We start from the raw sequence: 17,907 nt of genomic DNA, 5'->3' as shown, positions 1-17,907 counted from the left end.
GCGCCGTTTCGTGGTCGCGCGGGAGGTGACACAGATTGCGGCATGGCGAAAGGGGGTCAAGTGATAACGTCTGGCGCGTCGCGGCCTGTCATGGCTTTGAGATCGGAGATTTCGAGTGCGGCGGATGCAACAGCTGCAAGTGCTAGCGCCGGATCGAGGCCAAGTCGGGCGGGATCGCTTTCCAACTGCTCCAGATAAACACGGATGGTCGCCCCTTGGGTGCCCGTGCCCGAAAGGCGAAAGACGGCGCGTGCATCATTGGTAAAAGTCAGGCGCAGGCCCTGCCTGGTCGAGCGGGAGCCATCGACGGGATCGTCGTAGGCGAATTCGTCTGCCGCCGCGACTGTGAGGCCAGCAGCCTGGGTGCCGGGTAGATCCGCTAGGCGCGCGCGCAAGGCATCAATCATGGCGTTGGCTTTGTCGCTGTCCACATCCTCGAAATCATGGCGGGTATAGTAACAGCGGCCATGGTCGGCCCACATCTCGGCCAGCAGGTCGGACACAGATTTGCCTGTCACGGCCAGGATGTTGAGCCAGAGAAGCACAGCCCAGAGGCCATCTTTCTCGCGCACATGGTCGGAGCCGGTGCCAGCACTTTCTTCGCCGCAAAGCGTGACTTTGCCAGCATCGAGCAGATTGCCGAAGAATTTCCAGCCGGTCGGAGTTTCATAGCAGTCGATGCCAAGCGCTTTGGCCACGTTGTCCACAGCGCGAGAGGTCGGCATGGAGCGGGCGACGCCAGCAAGCCCCTTGGCATATGCGGGCGCAAGATGGGCTTTTGCTGTCAAGAGCGCGAGGCTGTCGGAGGGCGTCACGTAGGCGCTTTTGCCCACGATCATGTTGCGATCGCCATCACCGTCAGACGCCGCTCCAAAATCGGGGGCGCTCGGGCCATACATCTCGTCCATCAGGGTCTTCGCCCAGATCGGGTTCGGGTCAGGGTGACCCTTGCCGAAATCGGGACTTGGGGTGCCATTGATCACAGTGCCCGGCGCCGCGCCAAGGCGGTCTTCGAGGATCGCTGTCGCATAGGGGCCGGTTACTGCATGCATGGCGTCAAACCGCATGGTGAAGCCGGATTTGAACAGGGCGGCAATCTTGTCGAAATCGAACAGCCGCTCCATCAAAGCTGCGTAGTCGGCGACCGGGTCAACGATGTCGACCTGCATGCCCTGATGCGTGCGCGTTCCAAGCGTGTCGATGTCGATGCCGCCTGATGCTGTGATCTTGTAGGCGTCGATGGTCTTGGTGCGGTCATGAATTTTCTGCGTGACGCCCTCAGTCGCCGGGCCACCATTGGGGCCGTTATATTTGAGGCCAAAATCCGCGTCCGGGCCGCCTGGATTGTGGCTGGCCGACAGGATCAGGCCACCATCGGCGTTGTGCTGCCGGATTAGATTGGAAGCGGCCGGGGTGGACAAAAGCCCGCCTTGCCCGACGATACAGCGCGACGCGCCATTGGCCGCGGCCATGCGCAGTATGATCTGGATCGCGTCATCATTGAAAAAACGCCCGTCCCCGCCGACGACAAGGGTTTTGCCTTCGATCCCGCCAATGCCGTCGAAAATCGACTGCACGTAGTTCTGAAGGTAATGGGGACGCTGGAAGACCTTGGTCTTCTTGCGCAGGCCAGACGTGCCGGGTTTTTGACCTTCGATCGGCTCGGTGCGTGCGGTTTGCATGGGCATTTTGTGTCTCCCTTACGTCTCGGTCTCATGTGAGAATACCACAACCGCGTTGTCGGCGACGTGGAAGCCTGCCGTGACGGCGATGGCATCAACCTGGCTGGTATCAAAGCGTCGCACCCATTGGCCTTGGGCCACGGGTGGTGGCGTGATGTCGGTTGCAGGACCGCGATTGAGCACGACCAGCAGCGCGCCTTCGCGTTGCACATATTCGGGCGAGCCCGAGGCCATGCGCATTTCGGCCACCAGGATACCAAGGTCGGGATTGTCCCAATCGGTTTGCTGCATGGCCGTACCATCGGCGCGGCGCCAGAATAGGTCCGGCTCGCCATCCACGACGCGTTTGCGCGAATGCAAAAAGCGCTTCTGGCGCAGAAGAGGGTGCATACGGCGAAAAGAAATGGCCTGCTCCACGAAGGTAAAGAAAGGGTCGTCACCGTCGGGCCAGTTCACCCAGCCAATCTCGTTGTCCTGACAATAGGCGTTGTTGTTGCCTGCCTGGCTGTTGCTGAGTTCATCCCCGGCCAGCAACATCGGCGTGCCTTGGCTGAGCATCAGCGTAGCGATCATATTGCGTTTCCGACGGGTCCGAGCCGCGACGATTTCGGGGTCGTTTGAAGGGCCTTCCACCCCGAGGTTGTCGGAGTAATTGTTGGAATGGCCGTCGTTGTTTGCTTCGCCATTGGCCGCATTGTGCTTGGCCGCATAGCTGACCGTATCGTGCAGCGTGAAGCCATCATGTGCCGTCAGGAAGTTCAGCGACGACGTGGCGGCCCGGCCATCGTGGTCGAAGAACTCGGCCGAACCTGACAGGCGCGCAGCGATGGCCGCGACCTTGCTCGCATCGCCGCGCCAGAAGGCGCGCGCGTCGTCGCGGAACTTGTCGTTCCATTCGGCAAAGGGGGCGGGATAGGCGCCCAACTGATAGCCACCGGGGCCGATGTCCCAAGGCTCGGCAATCAGCTTCACACGGTTCAGTACAGGATCTTGCCCGATCGCGCGGAAGAATGGGCCGTCGCGTTCAAAGCCGTGGCGCGTGCGGCCGAGGGAAGAGCACAGATCGAACCGGAAACCGTCCACGCCCATCACTTCGACCCAATAGCGCAGGCTGTCCATTACGAGGCGGATGACAAAGGGGTTTTCGAAATCCAGCGAATTCCCGCAGCCGCTATCATCTATGTAGTAACGCGGATCGTCGGCCAGCCGGTAGTAGCTGGCATTGTCGAGGCCACGGAACGTGAGCGTCGGGCCCAGGTGGCTGCCTTCGGCGGTGTGGTTGTAGACAACGTCGAGGATGACCTCGATACCTGCTTCATGGAAGCGGCGGACCATTTGCTGGAACTCGGCAATATCGCCGCCGCCCATATAGCGCGCGTCGGGCGCGAAAAAGCCGTAGGTCATGTAGCCCCAATAATTGCTGAGGCCGCGGTCCACGAGGAACCTGTCATTGAGGAAGGCGTGGACGGGAAGAAGTTCAATCGCAGTGACGCCAAGGCGGTTCAAATGATCCAGGATCGGGTCGGAGGCCATTGCCAAATAGGTGCCTGCATTGGGAACATCCCCTCGCCCGGCGGTCAGGCCTTTGACATGCGCCTCGTAGATGACCGTGTCTTCCATGGGTGTTGCAGGCCGGGCGCTATCGCCCCACTCAAAACCGGGATCCACCACGACGCAGCGGGGCATGTAGGGCGCGCTGTCGAGCTTGGAGAAACTACGATCCTTGTCGGCATGCCCGGGGCGGTAGCCATAGAGCGCATCGTTCCAGATCGGGTGCCCGGTAAGCCGCTTGGCGTAAGGGTCTATCAGAAGCTTGTGGGGGTTGAAGCGATGCCCTTGTGTGGGCGCGTACGGACCATCGAGGCGGAAGCCATATTGCTGGCCTGGCAACAGGCCCGGCAGGTAGCCGTGCCAGATATGGCCTTCGCGTTCGGGCAGCGCGATATTCTCAATCTCTTCGCCGGTGTCATCGAAGAGGCACAGAACAACCCGTGAGGCATGGCGCGAGAAAATGGCAAAGTTGACGCCGCCCTCATCAGGCGTAGCCCCAAGCGGCGCGGGACGCCCGGGCTGGATGGCGCCGTGGCTAAAGCTCATGACGTCAGATCAGTGTAGATCGCGTGGTACGCAGCGGCAGATGTGTCCCATCCAACGGGCTGCTTCATCGCGTTGCGCTGCATCTTTTTCCAGGTCCGCGGATCGGAATAAAGAGCACACAGAGTAGCAAATGCGTCCGACAGGGCCTGCGCGGTGATGGGGTGGAATTGCACGCCCGTGGCAACACCAACCGCGCTTGCAGCGGGGGAGGCGTTGATCACCGTATCAGCCAGCCCGCCAGTCAGCGCCACAAGCGGCAGTGTGCCATAGCGCAAACCGTAGAGTTGCGTCAGGCCGCAGGGCTCGAACCGGGACGGCACAAGGATCGCATCGCCGCCCGCAATCATCTCGTGCGAAAGTGGTTCATCATAGCCAATTTTGACGGCGAGGTTGGGGTGGCGGTCGGCGGCTTCAAGAAGGGCGACTTCGAGCGCCGGGTCGCCAGAGCCCAGGAGTGCCAGTTGGCCGCCTTGGTCGAGAAGCGTAGGGAGCGCGTCGAGGAGGAGGTCAATGCCCTTTTGCTCGGTCAGGCGGGAGACGAGCACGCATAGGGGGCCATTGCATTTGGCGAGGCCGAAGGTCTTTTGCACCGCACGTTTGTTGGCGGCCTTGCCCGATGGCGCTTTGTAAGGGGTGATGTTGGGGTCGGCTTCGGGGTTCCAGACTTTCGTGTCGATGCCGTTAACGATGCCCGCCAGGTCGGCGCTTCGGGCACGCAGGATGCCGTCCATGCCGATGCCGAATTCGGGTGTCAGCAACTCGCGCGCATAGGATTGCGAGACGGTGGTGATCCGGTTGGCCCCGGCGATGGCAGCTTTGAGGGCAGAGATATGGCCCCAGAATTCGAAGTGATCCGCGTTGAAGCGGGCCGGATTGAGGCGCAGGGCGTTCAGGCGATCTGCACCCGTATTTCCGTGGAAGGCGATGTTGTGGATCGTGAAGACGAAAGGCGTCTGCACACCTTGACGCGTGCAGGTATTCGGGCGTCAGGCCCGCTTGCCAATCGTGGCCATGCACGATGTCGGGCGTCCAGCCTCCTGCCCCATTCTTGGCGATCAGCGATGCGACATAGCAAAGCGCGGCAAAGCGCTCAGGATTGTCGGACCAGTCCTGCCCGCCTGCATCGCCGTAGATCCCGCCATCGCGGTCAAAGAGATGCGGTGCATCGACGATCAGCAGGTCCAAGTCATGGGCCGTACAAGCCAACAATCGGGCTTTGCCGCCGAAAAGGTCGCGGTAGGTGTCAACAACCTTGGTCTTGCCCAGCTTGCCCATGATGGCGCGGTAGCCGGGCAACAGCACCCGCATGTGATCGCCATGCTCGGCCAGCGCGCCGGGGAGCGCACCTGCAACATCCGCCAGCCCGCCCGTCTTTATGAGGGGCGCACATTCGGAGACGACCGAGAGGATTTGCGTCATAAGGCGGCGGCTCGTTTGTTCAGCATCTCTTGCGTGATCAGGGTGGTGCCGCGATCAGTCACACGGAACCATTCCGCGTCTTCGGTCGGATCTTCGCCGACCACAAGGCCCTCGGGGATGACGACACCCTTGTCGATCACCACCTGCCGGAGCCGGGCCGAGCGGTGCACGACGACTTCGGGCAGCAAGACGGCATTGTCGAGCACGGCATAGGAATTCGTGTGAACGTTTGAGAACAGCACAGAATTGCGCACTTCGGTGCCCGAAATGATGCAACCGCCTGAGACCATAGAGGAAATCGCCATACCACGCCGGTCGCGTTCGTCGTGAATGAACTTGGCGGGCGGCGTGGCCTCGTTGTACGTCCATATCGGCCAATCACGATCCCAGAGGTCGAGTTCAGGAGTGAAGTTCGTGAGGTCAATATGGGCCTGCCAGAAGGCATCGACGGTGCCAACGTCTTTCCAATAAGCTGGCGCACCATCGGGGCGGACGCAGCTTTCATCGAAGCGATGCGCCATAGCCTTGCCGTTGGCCACGATGTCAGGGATCAGGTCGTTGCCGAAGTCATTTGAACTGTCGGGATTTTCGGCGTCGCGGATCAGCAGATCCCGCAAGAAATTCCAGTTGAAGACGTAGATGCCCATGGAGGCGAGCGCCTTTTCTGGATCATCTGGCGTTCCGGGCGGGTCGGCTGGCTTTTCGAGGAAGCTGGTGATCTGGCCGCTTTTGTCGGTGGCCATGACGCCGAAGGCAGTCGCCTCCATCCGCGGGACGGTCAGGCACCCGACAGTCACATCGGCTTTGTTTTCCACATGCTGGCGCAGCATGATCTCGTAGTCCATCTTGTAGATATGGTCGCCCGCCAGGATCACGACATAGTCGACGCCGTAGCTATCGACGATGTCGATATTCTGCGTCACGGCATCGGCGGTGCCTTTGTACCAGCTTTCCGTATCACCCCGCTGGGACGCGGGCAGGACATCGATGAATTCATTGCGTTCGGCGCCCAGAAAGTTCCAGCCGCGCTGCACATGGCGGATTAGCGAATGCGCTTTGTATTGCGTGGCGACGGCCATCTTGCGGATGCCGGAATTCATTGCGTTCGACAAAGCGAAATCGATGATCCGCGCTTTGCCGCCGAAGGGCACGGCGGGTTTCACGCGCCGGTCGGTCAGTTCTTTCAGGCGGCGAGCCTCGGCCCCCGGCAAGCACGAAGACCATCGAGCGCTGGGTCAGGCGTTGAGTAAGTGCCATGTGATTAAACCTCCCCTTTGTGTTTTTCTCATCCCGCTGCGCCAGCACAATCACTGACAGCGGCGGCAAAGTCAGAGTCACGGAGTGCTCGTGCCCGTCTTGGGGTGTGGCTGTTGCGGCCACTCCGCCCAGATTGCCGCGGTTCCCGCCGCCATATGTCTTGGCATCGGTGTTAAACGCTTCCTCCCAGAAGCCCTCCTTTGGAACGCCAACTCGGAAGTCCAACCGCTCAACCGGTGTAAAGTTGCATATGACCATAACCGGCGCGTCGTTTAGCCCACCGTAGCGCGCATAGGCTAGCGTTGATTGCGACGGGTCGTTGCTGATCCAGGCAAAGCCGCTTGCCTCGCAATCTTTTGCGTGAAGGGCCGGCGTTTCGCGGTAAAGTAAATTGAGATCCCGCACCATTTGACGGACGCCGTTGTGCGCTGGCTGTTCAGCCGCACCCCAGTTCAGCTCTGTATCGTGGTTCCATTCCTCGGGCTGCGCGAATTCGCATCCCATGAACAAGAGCTTCTTGCCTGGCATGGTCCACATATAGGCGTAGTAGGCGCGTAGGTTGGCAAATTTCTCCCACTCGTTACCGGGCATTTTCGCCAGCATCGAGCCTTTGCCGTGCACCACCTCATCATGGCTGATCGGCAGGATGAAGTTCTCGGAAAAAGCCCAATCGATGGGAAAGGTCATCAGGTGATGATCGTGACTGCGGTATATCGGGTCTTTTTCCATGTAGCGCAGAGTGTCGTTCATCCAGCCCATGTTCCACTTGTAGCCAAAACCAAGGCCCCCATTGTGGACGGGCTGTGACACGCCAGGAAAGGAAGTGCTTTCTTCGGCCACCGTCATGATCGATGGGTCCGCGCCATAAACTGCGATGTTCATTTCCTGCAGGAAGGCGATGGCTTCATAGTTTTCGCGCCCGCCATCCTTGTTGGGAATCCATTCGCCCTCGGCCCGCGAATAGTCGCGATAAAGCATCGAAGCCACGGCATCCACGCGCAGGCCGTCGAGGTGGTATTCTTCCAGCCAGTAGAGCGCATTGGCGCTGAGGTAATTGCGCACCTCGGTCCGACCGTAATTATATATCAGTGTATTCCAATCCTGGTGGAATCCTTCCTTCGGATCGGCGTGCTCATAGAGCGCCGTGCCATCGAAGTGTGCCAGACCGTGGGCATCTGTCGGGAAGTGGCCGGGCACCCAATCGAGCAGAACGCCGATGCCCTTGGCATGGGCCGCGTCGACAAGATCCCGGAATTCATGCGGCGGACCGAAGCGGATCGTTGGCGCGTAGAGACCTACCGGCTGATACCCCCAGGAGCCGTCGAACGGATATTCGGAGACGGGCAAAAGCTCGATATGCGTAAAGCCCATGTAGGCGACATAGTCGATCAGGTCGCGGGCCAGTTCGCGGTAGCTGAGTGGGCGACCGCCATCATCGTAGCGCCGCCGCCAAGAGCCCAGATGAACCTCGTAGATGGAAATCGGGCTTGCGCGATCATGGGCCGAGGCGCGGGATTTCATCCATTTATCGTCGTGCCATCCATACCCCGAAATGTCGCGGACTACGGAGGCTTGTTCGGGCGGGTGCTGCGCGCCAAAACCAACGGGGTCAGCCTTGTGTTGCGTTGCGCCGTCAGCCCCAACCAGCTCGTATTTGTAGAGTGCGCCGTCGGTCACGTTCGGAACAAAGACCTCCCACACGCCGGTCTCGCCCGCTGGTTGCATGGGGTGTTCCGTCCCATCCCAGCCGTTGAAATCTCCAACAACGCTGACACGCTGCGCATTGGGTGCCCAAACCGCAAAACGCGTACCCGGCATGTCTAATTCCGTGCTGACCTGAGCCCCCAATACGCGCCAGAGCTGTTTGTGGGTCCCTTCCCCGATCAGGTATTTGTCAAAATCTGTCAGGACAGGCCGCATGGTCTGGGGTCGCTTGGGATCTGGGTCGCTTTGAGACATATCACCTCAATCGGGATCACACTGGCTTGCGGTCGCACAAGGTTGCACGGGGCGTCGGGAAGGTCAAATTGCGGGCGTCGCTCGATCTTGCGATCTCGGTCGGAAGGCGACTATCTGCACGGGTGAGAGGTTGGCGCGGGCAAGCACTTCGCCAACCTGGTCAGGTCCGGAAGGAAGCAGCCATAACGATTCCTGCTTGGGTCGTTGTCCAGCCTCTCACCCACTTGCGGTTCTTGAAAAGCAAGGTGCGCAAGGGCGTGCCGCGCAGCGGTACGCGTCAGCCCAGGAGCGTGGGTAAAACGCTGTGCACAGGGCCCTAACGAAAACGCCGGAGGCCGCATGCCAATTGCATCCCCCTCCGGGCCCGCGTCTGACGTTCAGACCGCGCCCGATGATTTGACTACGCAGCCTCAAGCTGCGTCCTTTGTCATGACATTTCGGGACTTTTCACAATGACGAACCCCACACTTGCAGCGCTTGGCTGGAGCCAGCGCCATACAGCCCAATTGAGCGATTCTGACGCGGGGCTCATGCCCGCTCGAGTCAACCGCGTCTCGCGCAGCAGGCTGACCGCGTTGTCCGCCAACGGACCGCTGAGCCTCGTCACACCTGGCGACAAAAACACCGGAGATTACGCGACCGGCGATTGGATACTTGTCGATCCGGAGACGGGCCAGATCATACGCCTGTTGGATCGGGATACGCTTCTCAGCCGCCGCGCTGCGGGATCAGGCCTTGAGACACAGTTGATCGCCGCCAATGTCGATACGCTGGCAATCGTGACCTCGTGCAATGCGGATTTCAATGTGGCGCGGCTGGAGCGATATCTGGCGCTTGCGGCCACGGCAGGCTGTTTGCCGTTGATCGTGCTGACGAAGGCAGATCTGACCGAGGACGCTCGAGACTATGAACGAAAGGCCGAGGCACTTTCGCCGCTCGCCACGGCCCTGTCGCTTAACGCGAAGGCGGAGGATGCGGCAGAGCTGCTAAAGCCATGGGCCAAGAACGGGCAGACGCTGGCGCTGCTCGGATCGTCCGGAGTCGGCAAGACGACGCTCGCCAATGCGTTGACTGGGGAAAGCGAGGCCACAGCAGGCATCCGCGAGGATGATGCCAAGGGACGGCATACAACGACGGCACGCGGGCTTTCGCAGACGATCTTTGGCGGCTGGCTGATCGACACGCCCGGCATGCGCGCCTTGCGTCTGAACGATGCAGCCGAAGGGATCGGCGCGGTCTTTTCTGACATTGAGGCACTGGCCGAGCAATGCAGGTTCCGCGACTGTCAGCACGAGGCAGAGCCGGGGTGCGCCGTTCAGGCCGCCATTGCGGCAGGTGATCTCGACGCGGACCGGTTACGCCGTTTCGGCAAACTGGTCCGCGAAGAGGAGATCAATCAAGAGGCCCCACATGAACGCCGTGCCCGCGAGAAGAGCTTTCACCGCATGGTGAAAACGGTGATGGCCGAACAGCGCGGGAAGCGGGGGAAACGCTAGGGACTAGACTGGCCCGCCCTCTACCACCTGGCCGGGATGCGTTTCGGACCAGTCCTTCAGGAAGGCCGCGATCTCTGGGTCGCCAACCCGTTCGGGGGCGGCCCGCGGGATTGCGACGCCTTCCTCTAACGCAAGGCGGAGACACGCGATGTAGTCCCGGCCATCGCGTGACGGATTGTTTTCTGCCCCGTGCAGAATGGTCGAAAACAGCGTGCCGCCGTATCCGTTAATATGGCCGAGATCCGGTTTCTGGCGCAGAAGGTACTCCATGACGTCCGGCAACCCTTCCCACCCTGCCATTTGAAGCGGTGTGAGCCCCTCTGCATCCGGGCGATCCGTCTCGATCCCTATAGCTACAAGCCGTTGCACATGGGGCAGTTTGCCCGGCAGATGCAGGATATGCCGAATGATCAACCGGCATGTTTCGGGCAAGGCTGCGGGGTCGATGTATTCACCCGCTTTAGTCTCGCCGTCTGCGACGCGTGCCAAGAGCGCTTCATAGGGCTTCAGGGGCGTCTTGTGCCCGCGTTCTTCAAGAAGCTTAGCAAGAGGCGCGTTCCCGAAAACCCGTGCATAGGCGTAAGGGGTCATGCCGTCGTATTCGCGTTGCGCGTCGGCCCCATGGTCAAGCAGAAGCGAAACCATTGCAGGCGGGCTCATTCTGCGTGCGGCTTGGTGAAGTGCGGGAATCACCCAAGGCTGCTCACCACCAACCTCTGCATCGTTGAAGTCATCTGGTTTCGCACCTGCCTCAAGAAGAAGTCGGACCGCTTCCACATCGTGGAAATCCATTGCGCGCAGCAACGCGTTGGTTCCCTTTGGGTCAGCCCCATGTGCCAACAGCAAGCGCAAACCGCCATGATGGCCTAGTTCCGTGGCGTGGTAGAGGGACTCACCGTCATTTGGGTTTGCCCCGTTGTCGAGAAGCCATTCGCCGAGCGCCATGTTGTCCGCATGCCCAATGGCGAAATAGAGCGTGGAGAGTTTGTGCGCCACGTCGCCTTCATAAGGCGCACCGTAGTTTGGATCCGCCCCATTCGCACGCAGGAGGTCGGCGATTTCGAGCATGGCACCCTCGCGTTCGGGGAACATGTGGAGTGCCTTGGATTGTGCCATCATGAGCAATGGGGGATTGAGCGGGGCTGGCTTCGCTGCGAGAGACGGGTCAGCGGCGAGCATCTCCGCAACCTCATCACGAAGATAAAGCCGACAAGCGAGGCCGATATTCCCTTTGGGCAGATCAGGATCGTCGGTCAGCAATTGCCGCACGACGAATTCCTGACCATTTGCCAACGCAATCCCTAGTCGCTGCTGCCGCGCGGCGCGGTCCATACCAAAGGTCTCTGCCGCCAGTTTCAGATGTGGCCAAGAGGCAAATCCCTGCTCACGCGCCACGACATGTAGAAAATCCGCATGCTTAAGCTCCTTGTCGCCGGAGCGCGGACGGTGGGCCTCAATACGCAAAAAAGCGCCCTTGTCATTGCCAAGGTACGCCTTCTTGAGAGCCGTGGCATCACGGCGAAGCTGGTCGATATTTCGTATCATCGGGTTCCCTCGTATCTGCCCAACGATCCGCTCGGGAGGGCTTGAGAGACACCGAATATGTGTCTGTCGCGTGCTCTAGAGGGTGCTGTTTCCGGCTTTCCGCGGATCTGGGGGCTGCCCTGTCAGCCTCCCATGGGTTAACGCGGGAGCGGAACGTTTGCAAGTGAAAGCACCTGTACACAGGTGCGCTCGTGCCCTTTGGGTCCGCTGCGGCTTGTGTCGCGAGCGCCACAGCGCGAGGTGCGATCCCGGAGAACGTCGCCAATTCTCACCGAATTCAATTAATTTGCGATACGGTTCGGCACCCAGCGCACCAAAACAACAATCGCGCGGGTCGAGGCAGGAGTACGGATCGGGTGGCGCAAATTAACGTCACATCCGATGGATCGGTCGCCGTAGGCGACAACGATTTCGTCAATCTCAACATCACCGGCGGCGGTGACGTAACCATTACGGCTGAGGACAGTTCAGTCGATTTCTTCAAGATCAGGTTTATCGACGATACTCATGCCGATAGCGTAACCGTCGATCTAAGCACCTTTGCGCAGGACGGATTGCGCATCGATATCCTGCAGTACGACCCAAGCGACTCAATTGGGTTCATCGGCGGGTTCGGTTTCATGGTGAACCCCGATCGCAACGATGAATTTCTGTTCAGCTACATTGGGTCAGACGGGAACACCTATACCGGCTTTATCCGAGCGCTGGACGGTGGCGAAAAAGACTTCACCGATCCGTTTCAGCCAATCCAGATCATCTGTTTCGGGGATGGAACTCTTATCGACACGCCGCATGGTCCGGTGAAGGTCGAAGACCTGCGACCGGGTGATATGGTTATGACGCGAGACAACGGACCCCAGCCTCTACGATGGGTCGGGCGCCGCGCGCTTTCGGCAGAGGAATTGCGGAAATCCCCAGACTTTCGGCCGCTTCTGGTTGGTGCACACACCTTCGGCCAAAATACTGCCGCATACGGATATGGTCCTGTCGCCAAACCACCGGGTCATGCTGACGGATTGGAAGGCCGAAATGCTGTTTGGCGAAGCCGAGGTGCTGGTGGCTGCGCGATTTCTATCGGAACAAGGCGCGCTTGCATCTGCGCCGATCCGAGGCGGGGTTGGATATAACCATCTGCTCTTTGATCAGCACGAAATCGTGGTTGCCAACGGTCTGGCCTGTGAAAGCCTATACCCAGGCCCGGAAGCGCTGAACACGCTGGATGACGGCGCTTTATCCGAGATCCGGGCCTTGTTCCCCGAGGCCCTTGAGGAAGATATCAAGATCGGGCCGCCAGCGCGCAGAATCCTGCGATCGTTTGAAGCGACCGCTTTGCTTGGACCCGGTGAACCCCAGAGCCACCCGTCTTTTTCCGCGCCCGTCAAAGCCGCGTGACGGTCGACCCGCGCGGCGCAGTGCCCTAACCTGCGACACATGACAGAAAAAGATGACCTGGCGCAGCAACGCACCGATTGGGCGGAGGACCGGACGATCCTGGCCAATGAACGCACGTTTTCATCATGGATGGGGACGGGCATGGCATCTGTCGGGGTGGCCATTGGCCTGAAGGCCGTTTTCGGGGCGTTCGAGCCAACCTGGGCCGCGAAACTGGTCGCCACCGTCTTTCTGACGGCGGCAATCTTCATTTTCTGGTCAGCGCGGCGGCAGGCCTTGAAGACGTTCCATCGCCTTAAAGAGACTGACGCCGAGGCGCAGCCTTCCCGTGCCTACACCTCGCTCGCGGTGATCCTGACAACGGCCACCGTTCTGACGGGTGCGATTTTGTGGTCGCTCTAGTCGAAGCTGGTCCAGAGTCCTATTCGCCATAACCTTTGTATTCCCCGAAATAATCGCGCTGAATGCGCTTCACCATGCAGTATGGGTGATCTTCGCGACGCCACGCCGTGTCGCTGCTGTTGGGTGCGCCGGGGCCATAATTGTTCTCATTATGGAAGGTGAAATAGCCGTCATGGAGTGCCACGAACTTGCCGTTGGCGACGTAGTTATCTTCAAATGTCAGGGTGACAGACCGACGTTCTCCTTTCTTGAGGTTGTTCATCCAGGCGCTGGCATCGCGAACCATTTCTTCACGATCCTCACATTTTCCGCAGCACGACATGGCATCCTCCGTTTGGTGTCTCGCCTCAGTGAAGCGCATTCGGGCGCGCCGCGCAATCAGGTGGACGCTGCGGGCGGGGCGGCTTAGCTTGTGCCGCGACCCGATGATATGAGTCCCCATGAGCACTGACGAAAAGCCCACCTATCAGGTCCTCGCCCGGAAATACCGGCCTGCCACCTTTGCCGATCTGATCGGGCAGGAAGCGATGGTGCGCACGCTGAAGAACGCATTCGAGGCAGACCGGATAGCGCAGGCTTTCATGCTGACCGGCATCCGCGGCACGGGCAAGACGACCACGGCGCGGATCATCGCCAAAGGGCTGAATTGTATTGGGCCGGATGGCAATGGCGGCCCAACGACGGACCCGTGTGGCGTCTGCGAGAATTGCGTGGGCATTGCCGAAGGTCGGCATGTGGACGTGATGGAGATGGACGCCGCGTCGAACACTGGCGTACAGAATATCCGTGATGCGATTATCGAGACGGTCAGCTACCGCGCTGCGACTGCGCGTTACAAGATCTTCATCATCGACGAAGTGCATATGCTGTCGACAAGCGCGTTCAACGCGCTGCTGAAAACGCTTGAGGAACCGCCTGCGCACGTAAAATTCCTGTTCGCGACGACGGAGATCCGAAAGGTCCCAGTCACGGTCTTGTCGCGGTGCCAGCGGTTCGACCTGCGTCGGATTGAGCCCGAAGTGATGATTGCGCATCTGCAAAAGGTAGCCGGGCTGGAAAGCGCAGAGATTGCCGAAGACGCACTTGCCCTGATCACGCGCGCTGCCGAAGGCTCGGTCCGCGATGCGATGAGCCTTCTGGACCAGGCGATTGCCCATGGTGCGGGCGAGACGACTGCCGATCAGGTTCGCGCGATGTTGGGCCTTGCGGACCGCGGTCGCGTGATGGATCTGTTCGAGGCGATCATGGCGGGTGACGCGGCCAAGGCGCTGGACGAATTGGGCGCGCAATATGCCGACGGCGCCGATCCGGTTGCCGTTCTGCGCGACCTGGCTGAGATCACCCATTGGCTTTCCGTGATTTCGATCACGGCAGAGGCGGCGGAAGACCCGACCGTATCCCCCGATGAGCGCACGCGCGGGCTGGCGCTGGCGGAAAAGCTGCCCATGCGGGTACTGACACGCATGTGGCAGATGCTGCTGAAAGCGCTGGAAGAAGTCGCCATTGCGCCCAATGCGATGATGGCGGCCGAAATGGCGGTGATCCGCCTGACCCATGTTGCTGAGCTTCCGACGCCCGGTGATCTGGTCAAGAAGCTGGGGCAGATGACGCCGCCATCGGGTGGTGCTCCCGCCAGTGGCGGCGGCGGAAGTGGGCCAGCGCTTGGCCCAGGACCACAAGCCCGGTCGACAGGCAGCGCGCCCGTTGGCGGGGGTGGGCCACAGGCGGCGCTGGCGCCGCAGGTGGGTCCGGACCTGAGCGTTTATCCAACATTCGAGAGCGTCGTTGCGCTGGTCGAACAAGCCCGCGACATCAAGCTTCTGATCGAATTGAAATCAGGCCTGCGGCTCGTGTCATATGCGCCTGGGCGGATCGAGGTGGAAACGACGCAGAGCGCACCGCGAGATCTCATCCCGCGGCTCGGGCGGCTTTTGCAGACCGCCACGGGCGCACGCTGGGGAATTACAGTAGCCGCTGAAGGCGGCGGTCCGACAATTGAAGAACAAGAGCAGGCCAAGCGCCATGAGCTTGAGGCCGAGGTGACGGCACATCCGTTGATGCAAGCAGTCCTGTCGCGGTTCCCGAATGCGAAAATCGCTGAAATCCGGTCCCATGCGGAGATCGAGGCAGAGGCCGCCGTTGAAGCGCTTGAGGAGGCCGAGGATTGGGACCCGTTCGAGGACGAGTGATCCGAGCGGCGACACTCGATGATCTGGACGCTCTCTTGAGGCTGAATTCTGTGGTGCAGCAATGGCACGCCGACCACTACCCGGACGTGTTTAGAACCGATCCTGACCCAGCGTTGATGCGTCGCTTCTTTGCTGAACAAATCGGAGACGAGACCTGCCATGTCCTGATCTGCGAGGACCTTTCAGGGTACGTTTTCGCGCGACGCCACGCCGGCAAAGAAACACCCTACGGATGGAAACTCCCTGAGATGCATGTCGAGCACATTGCGGTTCTACCGAACCGACAACGCGAGGGGATTGGATCCGCTCTCCTGTCGGCGGCGGAGGCGATCGCGCGCTCCGCGGGATTGTGCTCGGCTTACACTGGATACCTGGGCCGCCAATTCCGAGGCGCAACGCATGTTCGAGGCGTCCGGCCTTTCGCCGCTCCGGCATCACTATGCCAAGGCGCTGCGATAGCGCGCCTTGCCGCGACGCCGCATCGCCCGTATCTGTGGATCAACGACATTCCAGCAGGAGAGCATCGCGATGATGAAGGGTTTGGGCGGTCTTGGCGACATGGCCAAGATGATGAAACAGGCACAGGAATTGCAGGGTAAGATGGCCCAGATGCAGGAAGATCTGGCCTCGATGACGGTGCAGGGGGAAAGCGGCGCCGGGCTTGTGAAAGCCACAGCGACTGCGAAGGGCGAGCTGACGGCACTAGATATTGATCCGTCGATTTTCAATGAAGACGACAAGGAAGTCGTCGAAGATCTCATCCTGGCCGCGATCAAGGATGCGCAATCCAAAGCGCAGGACAAACACAACGAAGAAATGGGCCGCCTGACCGAAGAAATGGGTTTGCCCGCTGGCGTGAAGATGCCGTTCTAGTCCGTTGCCCGATACCCCCAAGGACATCGATGAGCTGATCAGCATTCTTGCGCGCCTGCCGGGTCTCGGGCCACGTTCGGCCCGGCGCGCGGTGCTGACGCTGATCAAAAAGCGCGGCGCACTGATGCGGCCTTTGGCGGAATCCATGGCGCGCGTGGCTGAGACAGCGCGGGAATGCGTGAATTGCGGGAATATCGGAACAAACGATCTGTGCGCCATATGCTCGGATCAGCGGCGCGCCACTGGTGAGCTTTGCGTGGTTGAAGATGTAGCCGATCTTTGGGCCATGGAGCGGGGTGGGTCCTTTAAGGGGCGCTACCACGTTCTTGGTGGGACCCTGTCTGCGCTGGACGACGTTGGCCCAGACGATCTCCGTATCCCACGCCTGAAAGAGCGGATGGGCGACGAAGGGATCACCGAAGTGATCCTCGCCCTGAACGCCACCGTTGATGGACAGACCACAGCTCATTACATCGCGGACGAATTGGCTGGCATAGGCGTGAGCCTGACCTCGCTGGCGCAAGGCGTGCCAATCGGGGGCGAGTTGGACTATCTGGATGATGGGACAATTTCTGCCGCGTTGCGTGCACGGAAATCTGTTTAACTCTCACCGATCCAATCAGCTGCACTGCATTTCAGACTTGATGGACGCGCGTGACGAATGACCCGCCTCGCCTTTGGTCTCTGACTCAACAGTAAAGATGCGCGGCCTACGGCGGGAGTTTTTGCCACGATGAAGGAGCGATCGCTCCCGCCCGCAAATCGGGGCTCAAGCCATGGCCAGCTTCTCCGATGGGCGGGTGCTTTCTCCTGGCAAGCCGAGGCGCGGCCTTGCGGGCCAGTGGGCGTCTTGCCTCGGCTTTCCGTTTAGCCTATCGCATGGGCGAAAAGAGGGCGTCCGGAGAACTGCAATCGCGGATCACATCGGCACCGCAAGTGCGCGGCTCAAGTTCCCGTGTCAGGCAAATCCTGACTTCCTGAATGCGGTTTGCGCGGCATGTCACGGTCAGCATGTCAGCCTCCAATTGAGGGTTGGCCTCAAGGAAAGCCTCTTCGATCACGGCGGCAGGCAAGCGTACCTCCTGGTCAAGGCGGCGCAGAAGGTCCGGACGCGTGACGCTTTCATAAGCAACCCGGCTCAAGGTGAAATAGTCGTCCGCTTCCAGCCCGGTGCAGACTCCGTGCTTATTCCACTGATGCCAGGCCAGGCCGCTGGACCCCATAATATCGACCATTTCGCCGGTCATTCCGCGGGACGGATTACGCATCACTGAAGGGCAATAACTTGGCCAGCCCTGCTCGTACTGCGGCCACAGACCGTGCAGGGTGAAGCCATATCCCTGCCCCGCATCACATTGCGGGCTGTCGCGATCATCGCCTTCGATCGCGCACCAGGTGGGCGTCCAGCTCAGCGCCATGACGTAATAGTCGAACTCGCCCGCAGGCTCTCCATCGGCGTGCGCCATGCCGGCGGCGCAGATCAGCGCGGCAATCAGTCGTTTCATGTGGTTCCTTCTTCCAATGGGGGTTCCCTCGTCCGTCGTTCGCGCCTATATAGCCTGCGATTTCCCTGAAATCGAGGAACCGCGAAGGCCC

General features: G+C 60.3%; 14 protein-coding genes, 1 other RNA gene and 3 pseudogenes. 9 read left to right on the top strand and 9 right to left on the bottom strand.

Annotated elements, in window-relative coordinates; translation table 11 throughout:
• Window positions 1–56: 56 nt before the first annotated feature.
• From ACZ1HK_RS16630 to glgB, 6 genes and pseudogenes are all read right to left on the bottom strand, one after another.
• Complete coding sequence (locus ACZ1HK_RS16630; protein WP_472629627.1) at window positions 57–1,688, bottom strand: alpha-D-glucose phosphate-specific phosphoglucomutase; 1,632 nt, start codon at window positions 1,686–1,688, stop codon at window positions 57–59.
• 12 nt (window positions 1,689–1,700) lie between these two features.
• Window positions 1,701–3,779, bottom strand: coding sequence for a glycogen debranching protein GlgX (glgX, locus tag ACZ1HK_RS16625; RefSeq protein ID WP_472629626.1), 2,079 nt, complete (start codon window positions 3,777–3,779; stop codon window positions 1,701–1,703).
• Entirely contained in the window at window positions 3,776–4,738 is a 963-nt protein-coding gene (locus ACZ1HK_RS16620) for a glycogen/starch synthase (RefSeq protein ID WP_472629625.1), read from the bottom strand. Before ACZ1HK_RS16620 ends, glgX begins: the two co-directional genes overlap by 4 nt.
• Window positions 4,739–4,799: 61 nt before the next feature.
• Window positions 4,800–5,198, bottom strand: a pseudogene (locus ACZ1HK_RS16615) (glycogen/starch synthase); the annotation flags it as partial.
• Window positions 5,195–6,455, bottom strand: a pseudogene (gene glgC, locus ACZ1HK_RS16610) (glucose-1-phosphate adenylyltransferase). The pseudogenes glgC and ACZ1HK_RS16615, both read right to left, overlap by 4 nt.
• A 36-nt stretch (window positions 6,456–6,491) precedes the next feature.
• Window positions 6,492–8,414: pseudogene (gene glgB, locus ACZ1HK_RS16605) on the bottom strand (1,4-alpha-glucan branching protein GlgB); the annotation flags it as partial.
• A 124-nt stretch (window positions 8,415–8,538) separates the two neighbouring features.
• Here glgB and ffs point away from each other — a divergent pair.
• Window positions 8,539–8,635, top strand: an RNA gene (ffs, locus tag ACZ1HK_RS16600) — signal recognition particle sRNA small type.
• A gap of 231 nt (window positions 8,636–8,866) precedes the next feature.
• Window positions 8,867–9,910 (top strand): ribosome small subunit-dependent GTPase A, encoded by a 1,044-nt coding sequence (rsgA, locus tag ACZ1HK_RS16595; protein WP_472629624.1) that lies wholly within the window; start codon window positions 8,867–8,869, stop codon window positions 9,908–9,910.
• Between the two features lie 3 nt (window positions 9,911–9,913).
• Here rsgA and ACZ1HK_RS16590 read toward each other — a convergent pair whose 3' ends face one another.
• Window positions 9,914–11,455: an ankyrin repeat domain-containing protein gene (locus tag ACZ1HK_RS16590; protein WP_472629623.1), complete on the bottom strand. Its 1,542-nt coding sequence runs from the start codon at window positions 11,453–11,455 to the stop codon at window positions 9,914–9,916.
• A gap of 356 nt (window positions 11,456–11,811) precedes the next feature.
• Between ACZ1HK_RS16590 and ACZ1HK_RS16585 the strand changes: the two genes are divergently transcribed.
• Genes ACZ1HK_RS16585 through ACZ1HK_RS16575 form a run of 3 tightly spaced genes read left to right on the top strand, consistent with a single transcriptional unit; the run spans window position 11,812 to window position 13,249 of the window.
• Window positions 11,812–12,582 carry a Hint domain-containing protein gene (locus tag ACZ1HK_RS16585; RefSeq protein ID WP_472629622.1) on the top strand — a complete coding sequence of 257 codons (771 nt, stop codon included), beginning with the start codon at window positions 11,812–11,814 and terminating at the stop codon, window positions 12,580–12,582.
• Window positions 12,464–12,847, top strand: coding sequence for a Hint domain-containing protein (locus ACZ1HK_RS16580; RefSeq protein ID WP_472630859.1), 384 nt, complete (start codon window positions 12,464–12,466; stop codon window positions 12,845–12,847). Before ACZ1HK_RS16585 ends, ACZ1HK_RS16580 begins: the two co-directional genes overlap by 119 nt.
• A 39-nt stretch (window positions 12,848–12,886) precedes the next feature.
• Window positions 12,887–13,249, top strand: coding sequence for a YidH family protein (locus ACZ1HK_RS16575; RefSeq protein ID WP_472629621.1), 363 nt, complete (start codon window positions 12,887–12,889; stop codon window positions 13,247–13,249).
• A 19-nt stretch (window positions 13,250–13,268) separates the two neighbouring features.
• Here the strand turns inward: ACZ1HK_RS16575 and ACZ1HK_RS16570 are convergent, their stop codons facing one another.
• A complete protein-coding gene (locus ACZ1HK_RS16570; RefSeq protein ID WP_472629620.1) occupies window positions 13,269–13,610 on the bottom strand; it encodes a hypothetical protein in 342 nt (113 codons plus the stop codon).
• 79 nt (window positions 13,611–13,689) lie between these two features.
• Between ACZ1HK_RS16570 and ACZ1HK_RS16565 the strand changes: the two genes are divergently transcribed.
• The 4 genes from ACZ1HK_RS16565 to recR are packed head-to-tail and all read left to right on the top strand — an operon-like array spanning window position 13,690 to window position 16,915.
• The gene (locus ACZ1HK_RS16565; RefSeq protein ID WP_472629619.1) at window positions 13,690–15,438 is read left to right on the top strand and encodes a DNA polymerase III subunit gamma/tau; all 1,749 of its coding nucleotides are present in this window, start codon (window positions 13,690–13,692) and stop codon (window positions 15,436–15,438) included.
• Window positions 15,435–16,037 carry a GNAT family N-acetyltransferase gene (locus tag ACZ1HK_RS16560; protein ID WP_472629618.1) on the top strand — a complete coding sequence of 201 codons (603 nt, stop codon included), beginning with the start codon at window positions 15,435–15,437 and terminating at the stop codon, window positions 16,035–16,037. Before ACZ1HK_RS16565 ends, ACZ1HK_RS16560 begins: the two co-directional genes overlap by 4 nt.
• A complete protein-coding gene (locus ACZ1HK_RS16555; protein ID WP_472629617.1) occupies window positions 15,967–16,311 on the top strand; it encodes a YbaB/EbfC family nucleoid-associated protein in 345 nt (114 codons plus the stop codon). Before ACZ1HK_RS16560 ends, ACZ1HK_RS16555 begins: the two co-directional genes overlap by 71 nt.
• A gap of 4 nt (window positions 16,312–16,315) precedes the next feature.
• Window positions 16,316–16,915: a recombination mediator RecR gene (gene recR, locus ACZ1HK_RS16550; RefSeq protein ID WP_472629616.1), complete on the top strand. Its 600-nt coding sequence runs from the start codon at window positions 16,316–16,318 to the stop codon at window positions 16,913–16,915.
• Window positions 16,916–17,183: 268 nt separating this feature from the next.
• On the opposite strand, the gene ACZ1HK_RS16545 is transcribed toward recR, so the two are convergent.
• Window positions 17,184–17,816, bottom strand: coding sequence for a ribonuclease T2 family protein (locus ACZ1HK_RS16545; RefSeq protein WP_472629615.1), 633 nt, complete (start codon window positions 17,814–17,816; stop codon window positions 17,184–17,186).
• Between the last annotated feature and the right edge of the window lie 91 nt (window positions 17,817–17,907).

The sequence above is a fragment of the Gymnodinialimonas sp. JB5-7 genome, from assembly GCF_055693405.1.
Note: the sequence above shows the minus strand (reverse complement) of the source record. Positions and strands in the feature narration are given on the sequence as shown.